Genomic DNA, 14,352 nt, shown 5'->3' on the forward strand with positions numbered 1-14,352 from the left:
TGCGTGAATGTTAGCCTCGGTCTTCGATTTCTTCTCGGAGATGATGACGATGCAAACGAGCTACAACGGAATTCCAGTGCCGACAAATGGGCAGGCGATCGAGTACAACAACGGAAAGTTTACGATCCCCGATCATCCGATTATTCCGTTTATCGAAGGGGATGGGACGGGTCGAGATATCTGGAAGGCATCGCAGCGGGTGTTCGATGCAGCGGTGGCGAAGGCCTATGGTGGGAAGCGTTCAGTGGTTTGGTATGAGGTTTTGGCGGGGGAGAAGGCTTATCGCAAGACGCAGAACTGGTTGCCGGACGACACGGTGAAAGCAACCGTGGACTTTCGCGTGTCGATTAAAGGACCGCTGACCACGCCGGTGGGTGGTGGGATTCGTTCTCTGAACGTTGCGTTGCGGCAGTTGATGGATCTGTATCAGTGTGTGAGGCCGGTGAAGTACTACGCAGGCGTGCCGAGTCCTGTGAAGCATCCGGAGAAGCTGAATGTGGTGATCTTCCGCGAGAATACGGAGGATATTTATGCTGGGATTGAGTTTCGGCAGGGTACGCCTGAGGCTGACAAGTTCATCGCGTTTGTGAACGATGACATGCTGAAGGGGACTAAGAAGAAGATTCGGCTGGACTCGGGTGTGGGCGTGAAGCCGATCTCGATTACAGGATCGAAGCGGTTGGTGCGAGCGGCGATTCAGTATGCGCTGGATAACAAGCGCAAGACTGTGACGCTGGTGCACAAAGGGAATATTCAGAAGTTTACCGAAGGCGCGTTTCGCGAGTGGGGATATGAAGTTGCTTCGCAGGAGTTTCGCGACCAGACGGTGACGGAACGGGAGAGCTGGATTCTTGGGAACCTGGAGACGAATCCTAAGCTGACCGCGGAGGAGAATGCGGCGCTGATTGAACCGGGAATTGAGTTTGCTGCGAAGGAGTTTGGTGAGGAAGTTATTGCCGAGGTGAAGCAGGTGATTGCTTCGATCGGCGCTTCACACGGCGGCGGGAAGTGGAAGAGCAAGATTCTGGTGAATGACCGGATCGCTGATTCGATCTTTCAGCAGATCATTCTGCGCCCTGAGGACTACAGCGTCTTGGCGACGACGAATCTGAATGGTGATTACATTTCGGACGCGGCGGCGGCTCAGGTTGGTGGGTTGGGTATCGCACCGGGCGGGAACATTGGCGATGGGTATGCCGTGTTTGAGGCGACACATGGTACGGCTCCTAAGTATGCGGACAAGGATGTGATCAATCCTGGGTCGGTCATTCTTTCAGGCGTGATGCTGTTTGATTTTCTTGGTTGGACTGAGGCTGCGCGGTTGATTGAGTCTTCGATGGAGAAGACGATTGGGCAGAAGTTCGTGACCTACGACTTCGAGCGTGGTATGCAAGGCGCGACGAAGGCGAAGACGAGCGAGTTTGCGACGCGCATGATTGAGAATATGTAATTGAGGGGTGGGGACGGTTCGGTTGCTCGAGGACTGTCCCCATTTTGCTGGGATGAAGTTTGGTGCGGTATTCGCTCGTTCTGGGCGATATTGAGCGCATGGGTTCTGTGGGGACTCTAGAATAGAGATGAGAGCTTTAGCGAGACATAAGAGGAGAGATGATGCGGAAGAAAGTAACGATTGTTGGTTCGGGCAATGTGGGCGCGACGGCGGCGCATTGGATTGCGGCGAAGGAATTGGCTGATGTTGTGTTGCTGGACGTTGTCGAGGGTGTGCCGCAGGGCAAGGCGCTCGATCTGCTGCAGGCGATGCCGATCGAGAAGCGCGATTGCAGCATCATTGGGACCAATGATTACGCGGATACGGCGAACTCCGATGTGGTGGTGATTACGGCGGGGATTGCGCGCAAGCCTGGAATGAGTCGCGATGATTTGTTGACGACGAATCACGGGATTATGTCGAAGGTGGTTGGCGAAGTGGTGAAGGCATCGCCGAATACGATCATCATCGTGGTGTCGAATCCGCTGGATGCGATGGCGCAGACAGCGTTCAAGCATGCCGGGTTTCCTCGCGAGCGTGTGATCGGAATGGCCGGTGTGTTGGACTCGGCGCGGTTCCGCACGTTTATTGCTGAGGAGTTGAAGGTGTCGGTGGAGAACGTTACGGCGTTTGTGCTGGGTGGGCATGGTGACACGATGGTTCCGTTGTCGCGCTACTCGACTGTGGCGGGGATTCCGATTACGGAGTTGATTGCGCCGGATCGGTTGAAGGAGTTGGAGACGCGTACGGCCAATGGTGGCGCGGAGATTGTGAAGCATCTGAAGACGGGTTCGGCTTACTATGCTCCGTCGGCTGCGGCGGTGGAGATGGTCGAGGCGATTCTGAAGGACAAGAAGAAGATTCTGCCTTGCGCAGCTTATTTGCAGGGGGAGTATGGGATTTCGGGCTTGTATGTCGGCGTACCTTGCAAGCTCGGCGCGAAGGGGCTGGAGCAGATCATCGAGATCAAACTGACTCCGGCGGAGCAGGCTGCGCTGCAGAAGAGTGCGGATTCGGTGAAGGAGCTATGCACGGTCATTGGGGTGGCTTAGCGATTAGGTATTTGCTGATGCAACAAGAAAGCCCACTCGATTTGAGTGGGCCTTTTCTTGTGTTGCGAGACGCGAATTAGGCCACGCGTTCGATGGTGACGGACTCGAGGACGACTGGGGTTTTGGGGCGGTCCATACCGTCTTTGCTGACCTTGCTGATTTTCTCGACGATGTCGTAGCCTTCGACTACTTCACCGAAGATGGTGTGCTTACCAGTGAGCCAGCTGGTGTCTGCCACGGTGATAAAGAACTGGCTGCCATTGGTGTTGGGGCCGGCGTTGGCCATGGCGAGTTTGCCCTTCTCCTGGAAGCCATGCTTGGAGCCCTTGGTCTCGTCGGCAAACTTGTAGCCGGGGCCGCCCATGCCGGTGCCTTCGGGGTCACCGCCCTGGATCATGAACTGGGGGATGACGCGGTGGAAGATGGTGCCGTCGTAGAGCTTGGCGCCTTTTTTGCTGCGGCTGTTCCACTCTTTGGTGCCCTCGGCGAGCCCGATGAAGTTGGCTACGGTTTCGGGTGCGTCCTTCTCGAAGAGTTCGCAGACGACGGTTCCTTCACTGGTCTTGAATGTGGCGTAGGTGCCAGGTTTGTTAGGCATTCGAAATTCTCCTTGCGGTAGCGGGTTGATTGCTTTGTTAGATGAGAGGCGTTCCCGTTGAGATCGCGGAGGCCGGAAGATTATTTGGGTGGCGCAGCAACGGCGGCCGGTGCTGGGGGCGTCGCTGGCGGTGGAGGCATGGGTTCGCCGTCGCGCACGATGGTGACGCGATTGATGACGACTGGAGTGAGTGGCTTGTCGCTCGAGTTGCGTTCGACGCGCGAGATGGATGCGACGAGGAGTGCGGTGTGGGCGTCGCACTGGCCGAAGATGGTGTGTTTGCCGTTGAGCTGCGGGACCTCGGTTTCAGTGATGAAGAACTGCGAGCCGTTGGTGCCACCGCCTGATGGGCCGGGGCCGGCGTTGGCCATGGCAAGGATGCCGGGCTGGTCGAAGGTGAGCGAGGGGTCGATCTCATCCTGGAAGAAGTAGCCGGGGTCGCCGGTACCGTCGCCGACGCGGTCACCGCCCTGGATCATAAAGTTGGGGATGACTCGATGGAAGGTTGTGCCGTTGTAGAAGGGCTGATGGTGCATCTTCTGAAGGGTCTTAGGGTCGGTCCAGTCCTTACTCCCTTCGGCGAGGCCGATGAAGTTTGCGACAGTGTTGGGTGCCTGCTTGTCGTAGAGCTTGCAGGTGAGGCGGCCCATTGTGGTGTCGATGACGGCGGTGGGGCCGGTAGGGACGACTGGAGGTTTGATGCTGCTGGTGGTACTGGGAGCATCTGGGAGAGCATCTTCTGGGGGCGGCGGAGTCGATTGCGCTGGTGTTGACTGTGCCTGGACGGAGACGGCGAGGGCCAGGGAGAGTGCGAGAGTACGAAGCATCATGCGGTTTGTAGCTCCAACAAACAGGCTATCGCAGACGGGCGGCGGGAGCAATGTTGCTGCCTTGCGCGGCGCTTTTGGTCAAGATGTGTTTTGGGTGAGGTAGATGAAGAGAATTCCGAGTGGATGGGGACTTTTGTCTCTCCATCTTCTCGGAGCGGTCTTATTTCTGTCATTTCATTTGGAAGAGAGGAAAGCTTGTATCTAAAACATTCTCTGAGCATCACACTGGCTGGAGGAAATTACGAAATGGCGAAGTTTGCGTTGTATGCAGAACTGAAGGCTAAACCAGGGAAAGAGGCGGATGTGGAGGCTTTCCTGAAGCAAGGTGCAGAGATGGCGAAGGCTGAGGCCGGGACGGTGCATTGGTATGGATTCAAAGAAGACAAAGGCGGGATCTTTGGGGTGTTTGACACGTTCAATGATGAGGCTGGACGCGATGCGCACCTGAACGGCGAGATTGCAAAGGCGTTGATGGCGAATGCTGAGACGTTGTTTTCCGAGGCTCCGAAGATTCACAAGATCAATTTGATTGCGGAGAAGGTCTAACGTTCGTTGCGATTATGGGTTGTGATCGGAGGCAGCTTGCACTTCGCGGAAGACGCGGAGCAGGTTGCCTCCGAGTAGTTTGTGCATGTCGTCGGCGGTGTAGCCGCGAGCCATGAGGGCTGCGGTGATTTTGGGAAGGTCGGCTGCGGAGTCGATGCCGGCGGGTGGAACGGGGATGCCGTCGAAGTCGGTGCCGATACCTACATGGTCGATGCCAGCGACCTTGATGACGCGATCGAAGTGATCGATGAGTGAGTTGAAGGGGGCGCGGCCGATCTTCGCGGCGAACTCGCGATCGATCTTGTCAGAGGCCGTGTAGGGGACTGGTAAGCCTTTGGCTCTGTATTCGGCTTCGAGGGCTTTTTGCGCTTGTTTGCGCTCGGATTCCTGTGCGTTCCAGGCTCTGCGCCAGTTCTCGTCGATGAAGGCCGGAAAGAAGTTGACCATGACGACGCCGTTGTTCTTCTTCATGGCGAGGAGCATCTCGTCGGTCATGTTGCGCGCGGCGTGGGTGAGAGCGCGAGCTGAGGAGTGGGACGCGATGACGGGCGTGCGCGTGGTGGCGATGACATCCCAGAAGGTTTTGTCGGAGACGTGGGAGACGTCGACCATCATGCCGAGGCGATTCATCTCGGCGACGACTTGTTTGCCGAAGGGTGTGAGGCCGTTGTGATGATGGACTTTTTCGTCGTCGATGTCGCCGGAGGAGTCGGCCCAGTTGTTGGTATTGGACCACGTGAGGGTCATGTAGCGGACGCCGAGACGGTAGTAGTCGCGGAGGAGACCGAGATCGTTCTCGATGGAGTGGCCACCTTCGATGCCCATGAGGACAGCGAATTTTCCTTGAGCGTGGGTGGCGATGATGTCGTCGGCGGAGACGCAGAGGGCTAGTTTGTCGGGGTGTTTGCGGACTTGTTCGAGGGTGCCGTCGATGAGCGAAAGAGTGCGGTGGGCGCTGGCGTTGGCGGGGTACTGGTTGGGGTCGACCCAGATGGAGAAGAACTGTGCGTCGAGATTTCCTTGTTTGGCGCTGGAGTAGTTGAGCATGCCGCCGTTGAGGGGATCGGTGAAATCCCAGTGTTCATCGACGAATCGTTGCGGGGTGTCGGCGTGGGTGTCGATGACGATGGCGGATTGATGGACGGCTTGTGGATCAGTCATTGATTTTGTTGGGGATTTTGTTTGTGCGGCGGAGTGAAGAGTGAGGATGAGCAGGGCAGAGACGAAGATGCCGCGTTTGTGCATGTTGGGTCGCCACTCTTTCGGTCATGGATGAGCCGATTGTAGCAAGTGGGTGGTTTCGGTCTGCTTATGATTTTGTGCCGCAGTTTTCTTATTTTTTTGCGTGTGGTGGAACATGATTTTTCGTGGGGATTTTGAAAAAAAGAGTGATTTGGTATGGCGTTTTTGTGGTGTGAGTGTGGTGAATTGCGTGGCTAACGTGGTGTTGTTGCACCACATTTTTGAGCGACCAAAAAATGTGCCATTTTTTTTGAAGTTTTTTTGCCTTTTTTGATGCTCTATGGGGGCTGTCGTGAGAGCAACCTGCGGTCGGGCGATGCCATCTGTCATTGCAGAGGTGATGTATGGCACAGGGTCTCGATTCTACTAAATCCGGAGCACGTCCTTCCCACGAAGCGATTGAAGAGGGCGCTACGGCCACAGAGGTTGGAAAGACAGAAGAAAAGAAGTTGGATCATATTGGGATGGAGAGTGCGAAACGTGCTCAAAACCGGATCCACTCGAACGAAGAGACGACTCCGGGGAATTCGATTTTCTCGAAGTAGTTATTTGGGCTGAGTGGTAACGAGGCAAGGACGCACCGCGGGCCGGTGGTGCGTCCTTGTTATTTTAAGCGGTGGGATACCGAAGAACTTCGTTATGAAGCTTTGTCGAGAAGGCCGTGTGGATCGAGAACAAACTTCTTCGCGACCCCAGAGTCGAAGGCTTGATAGCCCTGCGGAGCTTCCGTGAGCGGGATGACGGTCGCGTTGACGATCTTTGCGATGGGTAGGCGATCGTGCAGAATGGCCTGCATGAGTTGGCGGTTGTACTTCAGCACTGGCGTCTGACCGGTGTAGAAGCGATGAGATTTTGCCCAGCCGAGGCCGAAGCGCAATTTGAGATTTCCGAGCTTTGAGGCTTCGTCGTGTGAGCCGGGATCTTCGGTGACGTAGAGGCCGGGGATGCCGATGCCGCCTGCGGCGCGCACCACGGACATGAGGGAGTTGAGCACGGTCGCAGGCGCTTCAGCGCCGTCCTTGCCTTGTGCCTTGGCTTCGAAGCCTACTGCGTCGACGGCGGCGTCAACTTCGGGCTTGCCGACGATTGCGGCGATGAGTTCGCCGAGGTTGTCGCTCTTGGTGAGATCGATGGGTGTGAAGCCTACGCTGGCGGCGTGTTTGAGGCGCTCGGCGTTCATGTCGCCGATCATAACGACAGCGGCGCCAAGGATCTGAGCGGAGGCCGCTGCTGCGAGGCCTACGGGGCCTGCTCCGGCGATGTAGACGATGGAGCCAACGCCTACGCCGGCGGTGACAGCTCCGTGGAAGCCGGTGGGAAGGATGTCGGAGAGCATGGTGAGGTCTTTGATCTTCGCCATGGCCTGGGCTTTGTCGGGGAATTTGATGAGGTTGAAGTCGGCGTAGGGGACCATGACGTAGTCGGCCTGGCCGCCGACCCAGCCGCCCATGTCGACGTAGCCGTAGGCTCCGCCGGCGCGTCCGGGATTGACGTTGAGACAGACACCTGTTTGCTGCTCGCGACAGGTTTGGCAGCGTCCGCAGGCAACGTTGAAGGGGACGGTGACGAGATCACCGACGGAGAGGTATTCGACGTCGGAGCCGGCTTCGATGATCTCGCCGGTGATCTCGTGTCCGAGGACCATGCCGGTGGGGGCGGTGGTGCGTCCGCGGACCATGTGCTGGTCGGAGCCGCAGATGTTCGTGGAGACGACTTTGAGGATGACGCCGTGGTCGATCTTTTTGCCGGCGGGATTCTGCAACTTGGGGAAATCAATGGACTGAACTTCAACTTTGTTCTGTCCGAGGAATACGACGCCGCTATTTTCTGCCATCACTTTACCTCTGCTGATTGGATACGCCTGCAGGAGGTTTGATGCAGGGGAAAGGGAGCGCCTGAGCGCTCCCTTAAATGGTAATGATTTATTTTTTTCTGACGAAAATCTAGAGAGCTGCTGCGCCCGCCTCTGCGACCGCGTGATCTTGATTGCCGGAACCGCCGCTGACGCCGATGGCACCGACGACTTTGCCTTCTTTCTTGAGTGGGATGCCGCCGGCGAAGATCATGACCTTGCCGTCGTTCGAGGCGTGGATGCCGAAGAACTGATTACCAGACTGGCTGTGATCGGCGAGGTCTTTGGTGGCGATGTCGAAGGCGCGGGAGGTCCAGGCCTTTTTGATGGAGATGTCGATGGAGCCGAGCCACGCGTTGTCCATACGAACGTGGGCGATGAGGTTGCCGCCGGCGTCGGCTATGGCGATGTTCATGGGTTGGCCGATTTCTTCGGCTTTCTTTTCCGCTGCGGCGATGATGCGGCGGGCGTCTGCTAGGGCGATGCTCATAAGTATTCTCCCTGGCTTGCCCTTAATGACAAGCCATGAATCCATCTTAGATGGCTAAGCATGCTGGAAAGGCTGTGGAAGATTAAAGTGACGGTGCACGCAGATTAAAAGCGAAAGACAGGGCCGACTTCGAAGCCCCAGTTGGTGGTGTTGACGTAGTTGTCGTGCGAGAGGAAAGAGAGATTCGGAGGGGTGCCGATGCCGGGCGGGTCTCGGACGGGGGAGCGATAGCGGATGACGGTCTGAGTGAGCGTGGCACGCAGCGCGTAGTGCTGGCTGAAGCGAAGATCTCCTGCGAGAGTTGCTGCTGCGGCGAAGTTGTAGTTTCGACTGGTGGGAGGATTTGGAGAGACAGTGTCGCCGTAGCCTGTGGCATGGGAATAGCTGGCGAAGCCGGGAGCCAGGGTTGCCTTGAGTGCGAAGTGCTGGCCCGAGTATCCAGAGCGCAGGCCGAGGGTGCCGCTGAACAGGGAGCCACCGACGTTGGGAGACGAGAGCGGACTGGCATGGGGCTGGGTGTCGACGTCGACTACGATGTCGAAATAACGGCGGACGAGGAAATCGGCTTCTATGCCGATGCCGGAGGTGGCGGTGCGGCAGCCGAGGCAGCCGGTGCGATTGGTCAGCAGGGAGAGAGTGGTGTAGTGAGGGAAGATCTCGATGGAGCCGCGGGGCTCTTCGTCCATCCAGCGATCGAAGTGGGTGATCATGGTGGACTGGTACTGGCCGGGGTGTTCGTAGTCTTGCCACCAGGGGTAGTGACCGCGAAGAATGTTGGCTAGAGAGCGCGGCGGATTAAGTGAGGCACGGGCGAGCTTGAGGCCGAAGTTGTTGGGATGACGGTCGACGAGTGGGTCGCTGATGTAGCGGTCGATGGCGTCTTCACCGAGTACCCAGAGTGTGCCTACGATGGGGGTGATGATGAAGTCAACCCAGCCGGTGTTGTTGGTGTAGGTGGCGTTGGTGCTGAGGCAGCTGCCTGGAACAGAGGCGGGGACGTGTTTGTTGCAGCGGATGGGATAGGTGAACCCTCCCTGGTTGAAGATGGCGGTCTCTCCGAAAGGACCAATCTCCCACTGTGTGGAGTAGGCGAGGGAGAAGAAAAAAGCGCGTTCGCGGCTGTGCCAGTAGTCCTTGTCGCGGGAGAGGCGGAGGTTGCGTCCGCGTGGGTCGTTCTGGATTTCAATGTAGCCAGCGATGGCACCTTCCATGGGATGGCCAATGTAGTTGACCGGAAAACTGTCTCCGTCGTTCCAGCGGCGCATGTTGAACTGTCCGAGAGAGGCCCAGTAGTCGGACCAGAAGGGCTTGTTGAGCAGCAGATGACGGTCGGACTGATCGGCCGTCATGATGCGGGTTGCGTTGGAGAGCATTTCGAAGGAGAAGGCCTGGAGGAGAGCGCCTTTCCAATGGAAGTGTTCGTTCGGCGGGATGTTTGGTGTGGTGGTGAATGGCGGGGTGACAATGGTGGGTAGAGAAACGGGCTCATCTGAGGAAGGAAGTGATAGAGAAGGCTGGGTGTGGGAGATGAGATGTCGAACGTTGGCTGCGGCGCATCGATGAGTGACTGCGGGGAGGCCTGGGCATGCGCGATGGCATGGTCCGGCGGCCATGCTGCTATCGCGAGCAACGCGGCCAACGCAGGGCAGAGCGAGAGTCTTCGATGTAAATGCTTTTTCACCAAGGCACAACAAATGTGAGTTAGTTTGAACGGAAGCGTTCTTTCCAAGTGTTTTGTTTTGATGCAGAGATGAAGAAATGGTTTGTTATGTGTCACGCGGGGAAAAAGGAAAAGCCTCCTGAGATGCAGGAGGCTTTTTCTTATGAAAGCGAATGCGTGTCAGCGTGCGAAGAGGTCTTTTACTTGCTGGATGAAGACGTCGCGGCCCATGTCGGAGATGGCTTCGGTGAGGGGGAGCTGTTTGGGGCAGGCCTGGACGCAGTTTTGTGCGAAGCCGCACTCCTGGATGCCGCCGTCTCCGGCTAAGGCGCGGAGACGCTCTTCTTTGAGGACGGAGCCGGAGGGATCCATGTTGAAGAGCTTGGCCTGGGCGATGGTGGCGGCGCCTACGAAGTTGGTGACATCGTTGAACTGGGGGCAGACCTCCATGCAAATGGTGCAGGAGATGCAGTTGGAGAGGGGGTAACGCTGCTCTTGAATTTGTGGGGCCTGACGGGGGCCGGCGCCGAGGTCATAGGAGCCGTCGATGGGGACCCAGGCTTTGACCTTCTTGAGATTTTCGAAGAGGACGGAACGGTCTACAGCGAGGTCGCGGACTACGGGGAATTTGCTGAGAGGGGCGAGGGTGATGGGCTGATCGAGTTTGTCTACCAGGGCGGAGCAGGCCATGCGGGCTTTGCCGTTGATGAGCATGGCGCAGGAGCCGCAGATCTCTTCGAGGCAGTTGGAGTCGTAGGTGACGGGCGTGGTGGCGCGGCCGGAGACGTCGACGGGATTGAGCGCGATTTCGCCGAGGAGCGAGGTGATGTTCATGCCCGGTCGGTAGGGTATCTCGAACTTCTCAGTGACGGAGGGGGCGTCTGGGGTGGGCTGGCGCTTGATCTCGACTTTGATGGTGCTCTGTGCCATTGCGACTGCTCCTTAGGGCCTGCAGATATCCTGTGCCTTCGGCGTGGGGGTGGGCTGGAGGCGTTTGTTGCTGAGGATCGCAGTCGCTAAGGTTGGAGCTAGAAGCTGCCGGTTTTGTGCAGGCGTTCTTTTTCCAGTGTTGCGACTGCTATGCCCTCTTCTTTGCTGATTGGAGGACGGCCCTTGAGGGCCATGGTCCGCTCGTTGGGGTGAAGGTGCGTGGTGTAGAGATACATATACGCCATGACCAGGGCGAATATGACGGACAGGGCGATGTAGACGAGATCTATGCGTTCCATGGCCGGTTAGATGGGGTTCGCGGGTTTTTGGGTAACTCGTCATAAACATCTTGTTTACTCTAGGAACGTCTGAATTCCCACTTGTGGCTGCTTGAGTTGAATACGTATGTTGCACTTGCCCAATCCATGTAGCTAATCGAGTAATGATCTGCATCGATAGCGTAGTAACTCAACGGGCCTGCGTGATGAGGATCTTTTTCCCCGATTTCTTGCAACGTCGTTGGCACGTGTCCTTCTCTTCGCTCGAATATTTCGATCTTCTTAGCTAGTGCCTCTCCTTGGTGTCGAATCGAATAGTCCTCGTAACTGACATAAAGCTGCGGTATTAACACGATGAGTAACACGACCAACCCAGTGGCGAATAATGCGACTTTGATCGGCTTCTTCATAGTTCTCTAGGCGGTGGCGTCGTAGCGGCGGGGGCGGGGGGTGATGTGGCTGATGTCTACGTCTTCCAGTTCGAAGGCGGGGGCGTCGTTTTTGTAGCTGGCTTTGGTGGTTTTGAGGAACTTTTCGTCGTTGCGTTCGGGGAAGTCTGGTTTGTAGTGGGCTCCGCGGGACTCGTCGCGGAGGCGTGCGCCCTGGACGATGACGCGGCCTAGTTGAATCATGTTCCAGAGCTGGCGGGTGAAGGCGAAGCTGGTGTTGGCCCACTGGCTCTTGTCGGATAGGTTGATGTTGCGGTAGCGGTCGAGGAGCTCGACGAGCTTGGAGTCGGCTTCGTCGAGACCGGCGTTGTAGCGGATGATGGTGGCGTGCTTAGTCATGGTGTCGCCGAGTTCGCGCCAGAGCTTGAAGGGGTTTTCGGTGCCGGGGTTGTTGAGGAGGAGGCTGTTGAACTCCTTTTGGCGCTGGAGCTCGGCGGCGTGGCCACCGTCGCCTTCCTGCGCGGGTAGGGTTTTGGCGTAGGCGATGGCTTGCGGGCCCGCGACGAAGCCTCCGTAGATGCAGGAGAGGAGGCTGTTGGCACCGAGACGATTGGCGCCATGAATCGAATAATCTGCTTCTCCGGCCGCAAAAACGCCAGGGATGTTGGTCTGCTGGTTGAAGTCGACCCAGAGGCCGCCCATGGTGTAGTGCATGCCGGGGAAGATCTTCATGGGGACTTTGCGGGGGTCGTCGCCGACGAACTTTTCGTAGATCTCGAGGATGCCTTCGAGCTTGTTGAGGCGTTCGGCGGGGAGGTGGGTGAGGTCGAGGTAGACCATGGGCTGGCCGTCGATGCCCATGCCGTGCTCGTAGACGACTTTGAAGATGGCGCGGGTGGCAACGTCGCGGGGGACCAGGTTGCCGTACTTGGGGTACCACTCTTCGAGGAAGTACCAGCGGTCGGACTCGGGGATGGATTTGGCTACGCGCTTGTCGTTCTTGTCTTTGGGGACCCAGACGCGGCCGCCTTCGCCTCGGGCGGACTCGGACATGAGGCGGAGCTTGTCTTCGCCGGGGATGGCGGTGGGGTGGACCTGGATGAACTCGCCGTTGGCGTAGAAGGCTCCCTGTTGGTAAAGTGCTGATTGAGCTGATCCGGTGCAAACTACTGAATTGGTGGACTTTCCGAAGATGGCTCCATTGCCTCCGGTGCAGACGATGATGGCGTCGGCGGGGAAGGTGCGGGTGTCCATGGTGCGGAGATCCATGGCGGTGATGCCGCGGCAGGCGCCCTTGGAGTCGAGGACGGCGGAGAGGAACTCCCAGCCTTCGTACTTGGTGACTTTGCCTTCGGCTTCGTAGCGGCGTACCTGCTCGTCGAGTGCGTAGAGGAGCTGCTGGCCGGTGGTTGCTCCGGCGAAGGCGGTGCGCTGGTAGAGGGTGCCACCGAAGCGGCGGAAGTCGAGTAGGCCTTCGGGGGTTCGGTTGAAGGGGACGCCCATGCGGTCGAGGAGGTCGATGATGGCGGGGCCCTGGGCGGTCATGTTTTTGACGGGGGTCTGGTTGGCGAGGAAGTCGCCGCCGTAGATGGTGTCGTCGAAGTGCTTGAGGACAGAGTCGCCTTCGCCTTTGAGGTCCTTGGCGGCGTTAATGCCTCCCTGGGCGCAGACGGAGTGGGAGCGCTTGACGGGGACGATGGAGAAGAGGTCGACCTTGCCGCCGGCTTCGGCGATCTTGATGACTGCGGCTAGTCCGGCTAGGCCGCCGCCTACTACGATGATTCTGGGTGTTGCTGCTGCCATTGAGTCCTCTCTCGTTTCTCAGCTTTTACAGTGAAGCCGAAAGAAAGCCAGCGATCATCGCCGTCATTCCAACTGCTCGAAGAAGTCGCACGCGGCGTTTCAGCAAAGGAGGTAGCTCATTTATGATCTGCTGATCCGCTATTGATGATCGTCGACCTGAAAGCAACGGACGAAGACCGGAAGTTTCTCTCCAATCCCGAATGGTCTTTTCTGCGAAGTAACCAAACAAAATGAACAGCCCTATTCCTGCGAACGCTAAAGCTGGGCGAGCCAACTGGGAACCGTGAATCATCGAACCTCACCCGGTTGGTCTGGGTTTGTTGAGTTTGGCGGTGGGACTGATGGTGCGGGTAGGTCGATACCGGCGGGTTGGGCGGGCATTACGTTTTCGGGGGCGTTTGGGTACTTCCAGACGACCGCGTAGATGCTGGCCAGGCCCATGAGGCAGAGGGCGAGGCCGAAGGCGGTGCAGACGTAGCCGAATTTCTTGCGGGCTTTTTCGCCCGGGGTGATGCCCCACTTGGCGGCGAAGAGCCAGATGCCGTAGGCGAAGTGCCAGGTGGTGGCGATCATCGCGATGACGTAGATGGCGAGCATCCACGGGTTCGAGAGTTCAACCTGTACTTTATGGAAGGCTGCGCCGGGGTTCTCGGGGAGGGAGATGCCGCTGAAGCGCTGTCGCCAGACGTGCTGGACGATGTAGAGGAAGGCGATGACGCCGGTGATGCGCTGGGAGACGTACATCCAGTTGCTGGCCCAGGGGTAGACGTTGACGCTGACGCGGCCGCGGAAGGCGATGAAGAGTCCGTAGAGTGCGTGGAAGGCGAGGGGGATGAAGATGAAGGCCCACTCGAGGACGCGGACCAGCGGGAGGGAGTTGAGGAACTTCACCTGCTGGGCGTAGGCGAGGGGTCCGTTGAGGGTCTCGAAGTTGGAGATGATGTGCTCGACGAGGAAGGCGCCGATGGGGACGATGCCGGAGAGGGAGTGGAGCTTGTGCCAGAGGAAGGAGTTGCCTTGGCCGGCGCGGAGTGGCTGCACACCTCTGAGGGGCTTAGCAGCAGGAGGTGCTGGCGGGACGGCGGTGGCCATGGGGACTCCTTGAAATCATGATGGATGCACTCGGTTAAGAGATGGAAAAAGTGCAGCATCGCGATTATTCCGCTGCGGGATTGGCAGCGTCAAGGAAAGTG

At 57.8% G+C, this 14,352-nt stretch carries 15 protein-coding genes; 3 read left to right on the top strand and 12 right to left on the bottom strand.

The window, feature by feature from the left end; all coding sequences use genetic code 11:
• Nucleotides 1-49: 49 nt before the first annotated feature.
• Nucleotides 50-1,450 carry an NADP-dependent isocitrate dehydrogenase gene (locus tag HDF14_RS07920; protein WP_183975230.1) on the top strand — a complete coding sequence of 467 codons (1,401 nt, stop codon included), beginning with the start codon at nucleotides 50-52 and terminating at the stop codon, nucleotides 1,448-1,450.
• Between the two features lie 161 nt (nucleotides 1,451-1,611).
• Nucleotides 1,612-2,541, top strand: coding sequence for a malate dehydrogenase (mdh, locus tag HDF14_RS07925; RefSeq protein WP_183975576.1), 930 nt, complete (start codon nucleotides 1,612-1,614; stop codon nucleotides 2,539-2,541).
• Nucleotides 2,542-2,617: 76 nt separating this feature from the next.
• Here mdh and HDF14_RS07930 read toward each other — a convergent pair whose 3' ends face one another.
• Together HDF14_RS07930 and HDF14_RS07935 are read right to left on the bottom strand one after the other, a co-directional pair.
• On the bottom strand, nucleotides 2,618-3,139 hold the full coding sequence (locus HDF14_RS07930) for a peptidylprolyl isomerase (protein ID WP_183975233.1): 522 nt from the start codon (nucleotides 3,137-3,139) through the stop codon (nucleotides 2,618-2,620).
• Nucleotides 3,140-3,219: 80 nt separating this feature from the next.
• Nucleotides 3,220-3,969, bottom strand: coding sequence for a peptidylprolyl isomerase (locus HDF14_RS07935; protein WP_183975236.1), 750 nt, complete (start codon nucleotides 3,967-3,969; stop codon nucleotides 3,220-3,222).
• 246 nt (nucleotides 3,970-4,215) lie between these two features.
• Here HDF14_RS07935 and HDF14_RS07940 point away from each other — a divergent pair, with 246 nt between their 5' ends.
• On the top strand, nucleotides 4,216-4,515 hold the full coding sequence (locus HDF14_RS07940; RefSeq protein WP_183975238.1) for a putative quinol monooxygenase: 300 nt from the start codon (nucleotides 4,216-4,218) through the stop codon (nucleotides 4,513-4,515).
• Between the two features lie 12 nt (nucleotides 4,516-4,527).
• On the opposite strand, the gene HDF14_RS07945 is transcribed toward HDF14_RS07940, so the two are convergent.
• The 10 genes from HDF14_RS07945 to HDF14_RS07990 all read right to left on the bottom strand — a co-directional run bounded on the left by HDF14_RS07945 (nucleotide 4,528) and on the right by HDF14_RS07990 (nucleotide 14,251).
• Nucleotides 4,528-5,760 (bottom strand): dipeptidase, encoded by a 1,233-nt coding sequence (locus HDF14_RS07945; RefSeq protein ID WP_183975240.1) that lies wholly within the window; start codon nucleotides 5,758-5,760, stop codon nucleotides 4,528-4,530.
• A gap of 21 nt (nucleotides 5,761-5,781) precedes the next feature.
• On the bottom strand, nucleotides 5,782-6,108 hold the full coding sequence (locus HDF14_RS07950) for a hypothetical protein (RefSeq protein ID WP_183975242.1): 327 nt from the start codon (nucleotides 6,106-6,108) through the stop codon (nucleotides 5,782-5,784).
• A 286-nt stretch (nucleotides 6,109-6,394) separates the two neighbouring features.
• Entirely contained in the window at nucleotides 6,395-7,591 is a 1,197-nt protein-coding gene (fdhA, locus tag HDF14_RS07955) for a formaldehyde dehydrogenase, glutathione-independent (RefSeq protein WP_183975244.1), read from the bottom strand.
• A 109-nt stretch (nucleotides 7,592-7,700) separates the two neighbouring features.
• Nucleotides 7,701-8,099, bottom strand: coding sequence for a GlcG/HbpS family heme-binding protein (locus tag HDF14_RS07960; RefSeq protein ID WP_183975246.1), 399 nt, complete (start codon nucleotides 8,097-8,099; stop codon nucleotides 7,701-7,703).
• A gap of 104 nt (nucleotides 8,100-8,203) precedes the next feature.
• Nucleotides 8,204-9,712, bottom strand: coding sequence for a hypothetical protein (locus tag HDF14_RS07965; protein ID WP_183975248.1), 1,509 nt, complete (start codon nucleotides 9,710-9,712; stop codon nucleotides 8,204-8,206).
• Nucleotides 9,713-9,939: 227 nt separating this feature from the next.
• Nucleotides 9,940-10,689, bottom strand: a complete 750-nt coding sequence (sdhB, locus tag HDF14_RS07970) for a succinate dehydrogenase iron-sulfur subunit (RefSeq protein WP_183975250.1) — start codon at nucleotides 10,687-10,689, stop codon at nucleotides 9,940-9,942.
• A 98-nt stretch (nucleotides 10,690-10,787) separates the two neighbouring features.
• Entirely contained in the window at nucleotides 10,788-10,988 is a 201-nt protein-coding gene (locus tag HDF14_RS07975) for a hypothetical protein (RefSeq protein WP_183975252.1), read from the bottom strand.
• Between the two features lie 59 nt (nucleotides 10,989-11,047).
• Nucleotides 11,048-11,377 carry a hypothetical protein gene (locus HDF14_RS07980; RefSeq protein ID WP_183975254.1) on the bottom strand — a complete coding sequence of 110 codons (330 nt, stop codon included), beginning with the start codon at nucleotides 11,375-11,377 and terminating at the stop codon, nucleotides 11,048-11,050.
• A gap of 6 nt (nucleotides 11,378-11,383) precedes the next feature.
• The gene (gene sdhA, locus HDF14_RS07985) at nucleotides 11,384-13,159 is read right to left on the bottom strand and encodes a succinate dehydrogenase flavoprotein subunit (protein WP_183975256.1); all 1,776 of its coding nucleotides are present in this window, start codon (nucleotides 13,157-13,159) and stop codon (nucleotides 11,384-11,386) included.
• Between the two features lie 288 nt (nucleotides 13,160-13,447).
• Nucleotides 13,448-14,251 carry a succinate dehydrogenase gene (locus tag HDF14_RS07990; protein ID WP_183975258.1) on the bottom strand — a complete coding sequence of 268 codons (804 nt, stop codon included), beginning with the start codon at nucleotides 14,249-14,251 and terminating at the stop codon, nucleotides 13,448-13,450.
• Nucleotides 14,252-14,352: the final 101 nt, after the last annotated feature.

Source organism: Tunturiibacter gelidiferens (assembly GCF_014201335.1).
Lineage (GTDB): Bacteria > Acidobacteriota > Terriglobia > Terriglobales > Acidobacteriaceae > Edaphobacter > Edaphobacter lichenicola_E.

Excerpts from the sequence above, each read along its gene's own strand:
- HDF14_RS07920 (WP_183975230.1), top strand. The coding sequence starts at position 50 with ATGCAAACGAGCTACAACGGAATTCCAGTGCCGACAAATGGGCAGGCG.
- mdh (WP_183975576.1), top strand. The coding sequence starts at position 1,612 with ATGCGGAAGAAAGTAACGATTGTTGGTTCGGGCAATGTGGGCGCGACG.
- HDF14_RS07930 (WP_183975233.1), bottom strand. The coding sequence starts at position 3,139 with ATGCCTAACAAACCTGGCACCTACGCCACATTCAAGACCAGTGAAGGA.
- HDF14_RS07935 (WP_183975236.1), bottom strand. The coding sequence starts at position 3,969 with ATGATGCTTCGTACTCTCGCACTCTCCCTGGCCCTCGCCGTCTCCGTC.
- HDF14_RS07940 (WP_183975238.1), top strand. The coding sequence starts at position 4,216 with ATGGCGAAGTTTGCGTTGTATGCAGAACTGAAGGCTAAACCAGGGAAA.
- HDF14_RS07945 (WP_183975240.1), bottom strand. The coding sequence starts at position 5,760 with ATGCACAAACGCGGCATCTTCGTCTCTGCCCTGCTCATCCTCACTCTT.
- fdhA (WP_183975244.1), bottom strand. The coding sequence starts at position 7,591 with ATGGCAGAAAATAGCGGCGTCGTATTCCTCGGACAGAACAAAGTTGAA.
- HDF14_RS07960 (WP_183975246.1), bottom strand. The coding sequence starts at position 8,099 with ATGAGCATCGCCCTAGCAGACGCCCGCCGCATCATCGCCGCAGCGGAA.
- HDF14_RS07965 (WP_183975248.1), bottom strand. The coding sequence starts at position 9,712 with ATGGCCGCCGGACCATGCCATCGCGCATGCCCAGGCCTCCCCGCAGTC.
- sdhB (WP_183975250.1), bottom strand. The coding sequence starts at position 10,689 with ATGGCACAGAGCACCATCAAAGTCGAGATCAAGCGCCAGCCCACCCCA.
- HDF14_RS07975 (WP_183975252.1), bottom strand. The coding sequence starts at position 10,988 with ATGGAACGCATAGATCTCGTCTACATCGCCCTGTCCGTCATATTCGCC.
- HDF14_RS07980 (WP_183975254.1), bottom strand. The coding sequence starts at position 11,377 with ATGAAGAAGCCGATCAAAGTCGCATTATTCGCCACTGGGTTGGTCGTG.
- sdhA (WP_183975256.1), bottom strand. The coding sequence starts at position 13,159 with ATGGCAGCAGCAACACCCAGAATCATCGTAGTAGGCGGCGGCCTAGCC.
- HDF14_RS07990 (WP_183975258.1), bottom strand. The coding sequence starts at position 14,251 with ATGGCCACCGCCGTCCCGCCAGCACCTCCTGCTGCTAAGCCCCTCAGA.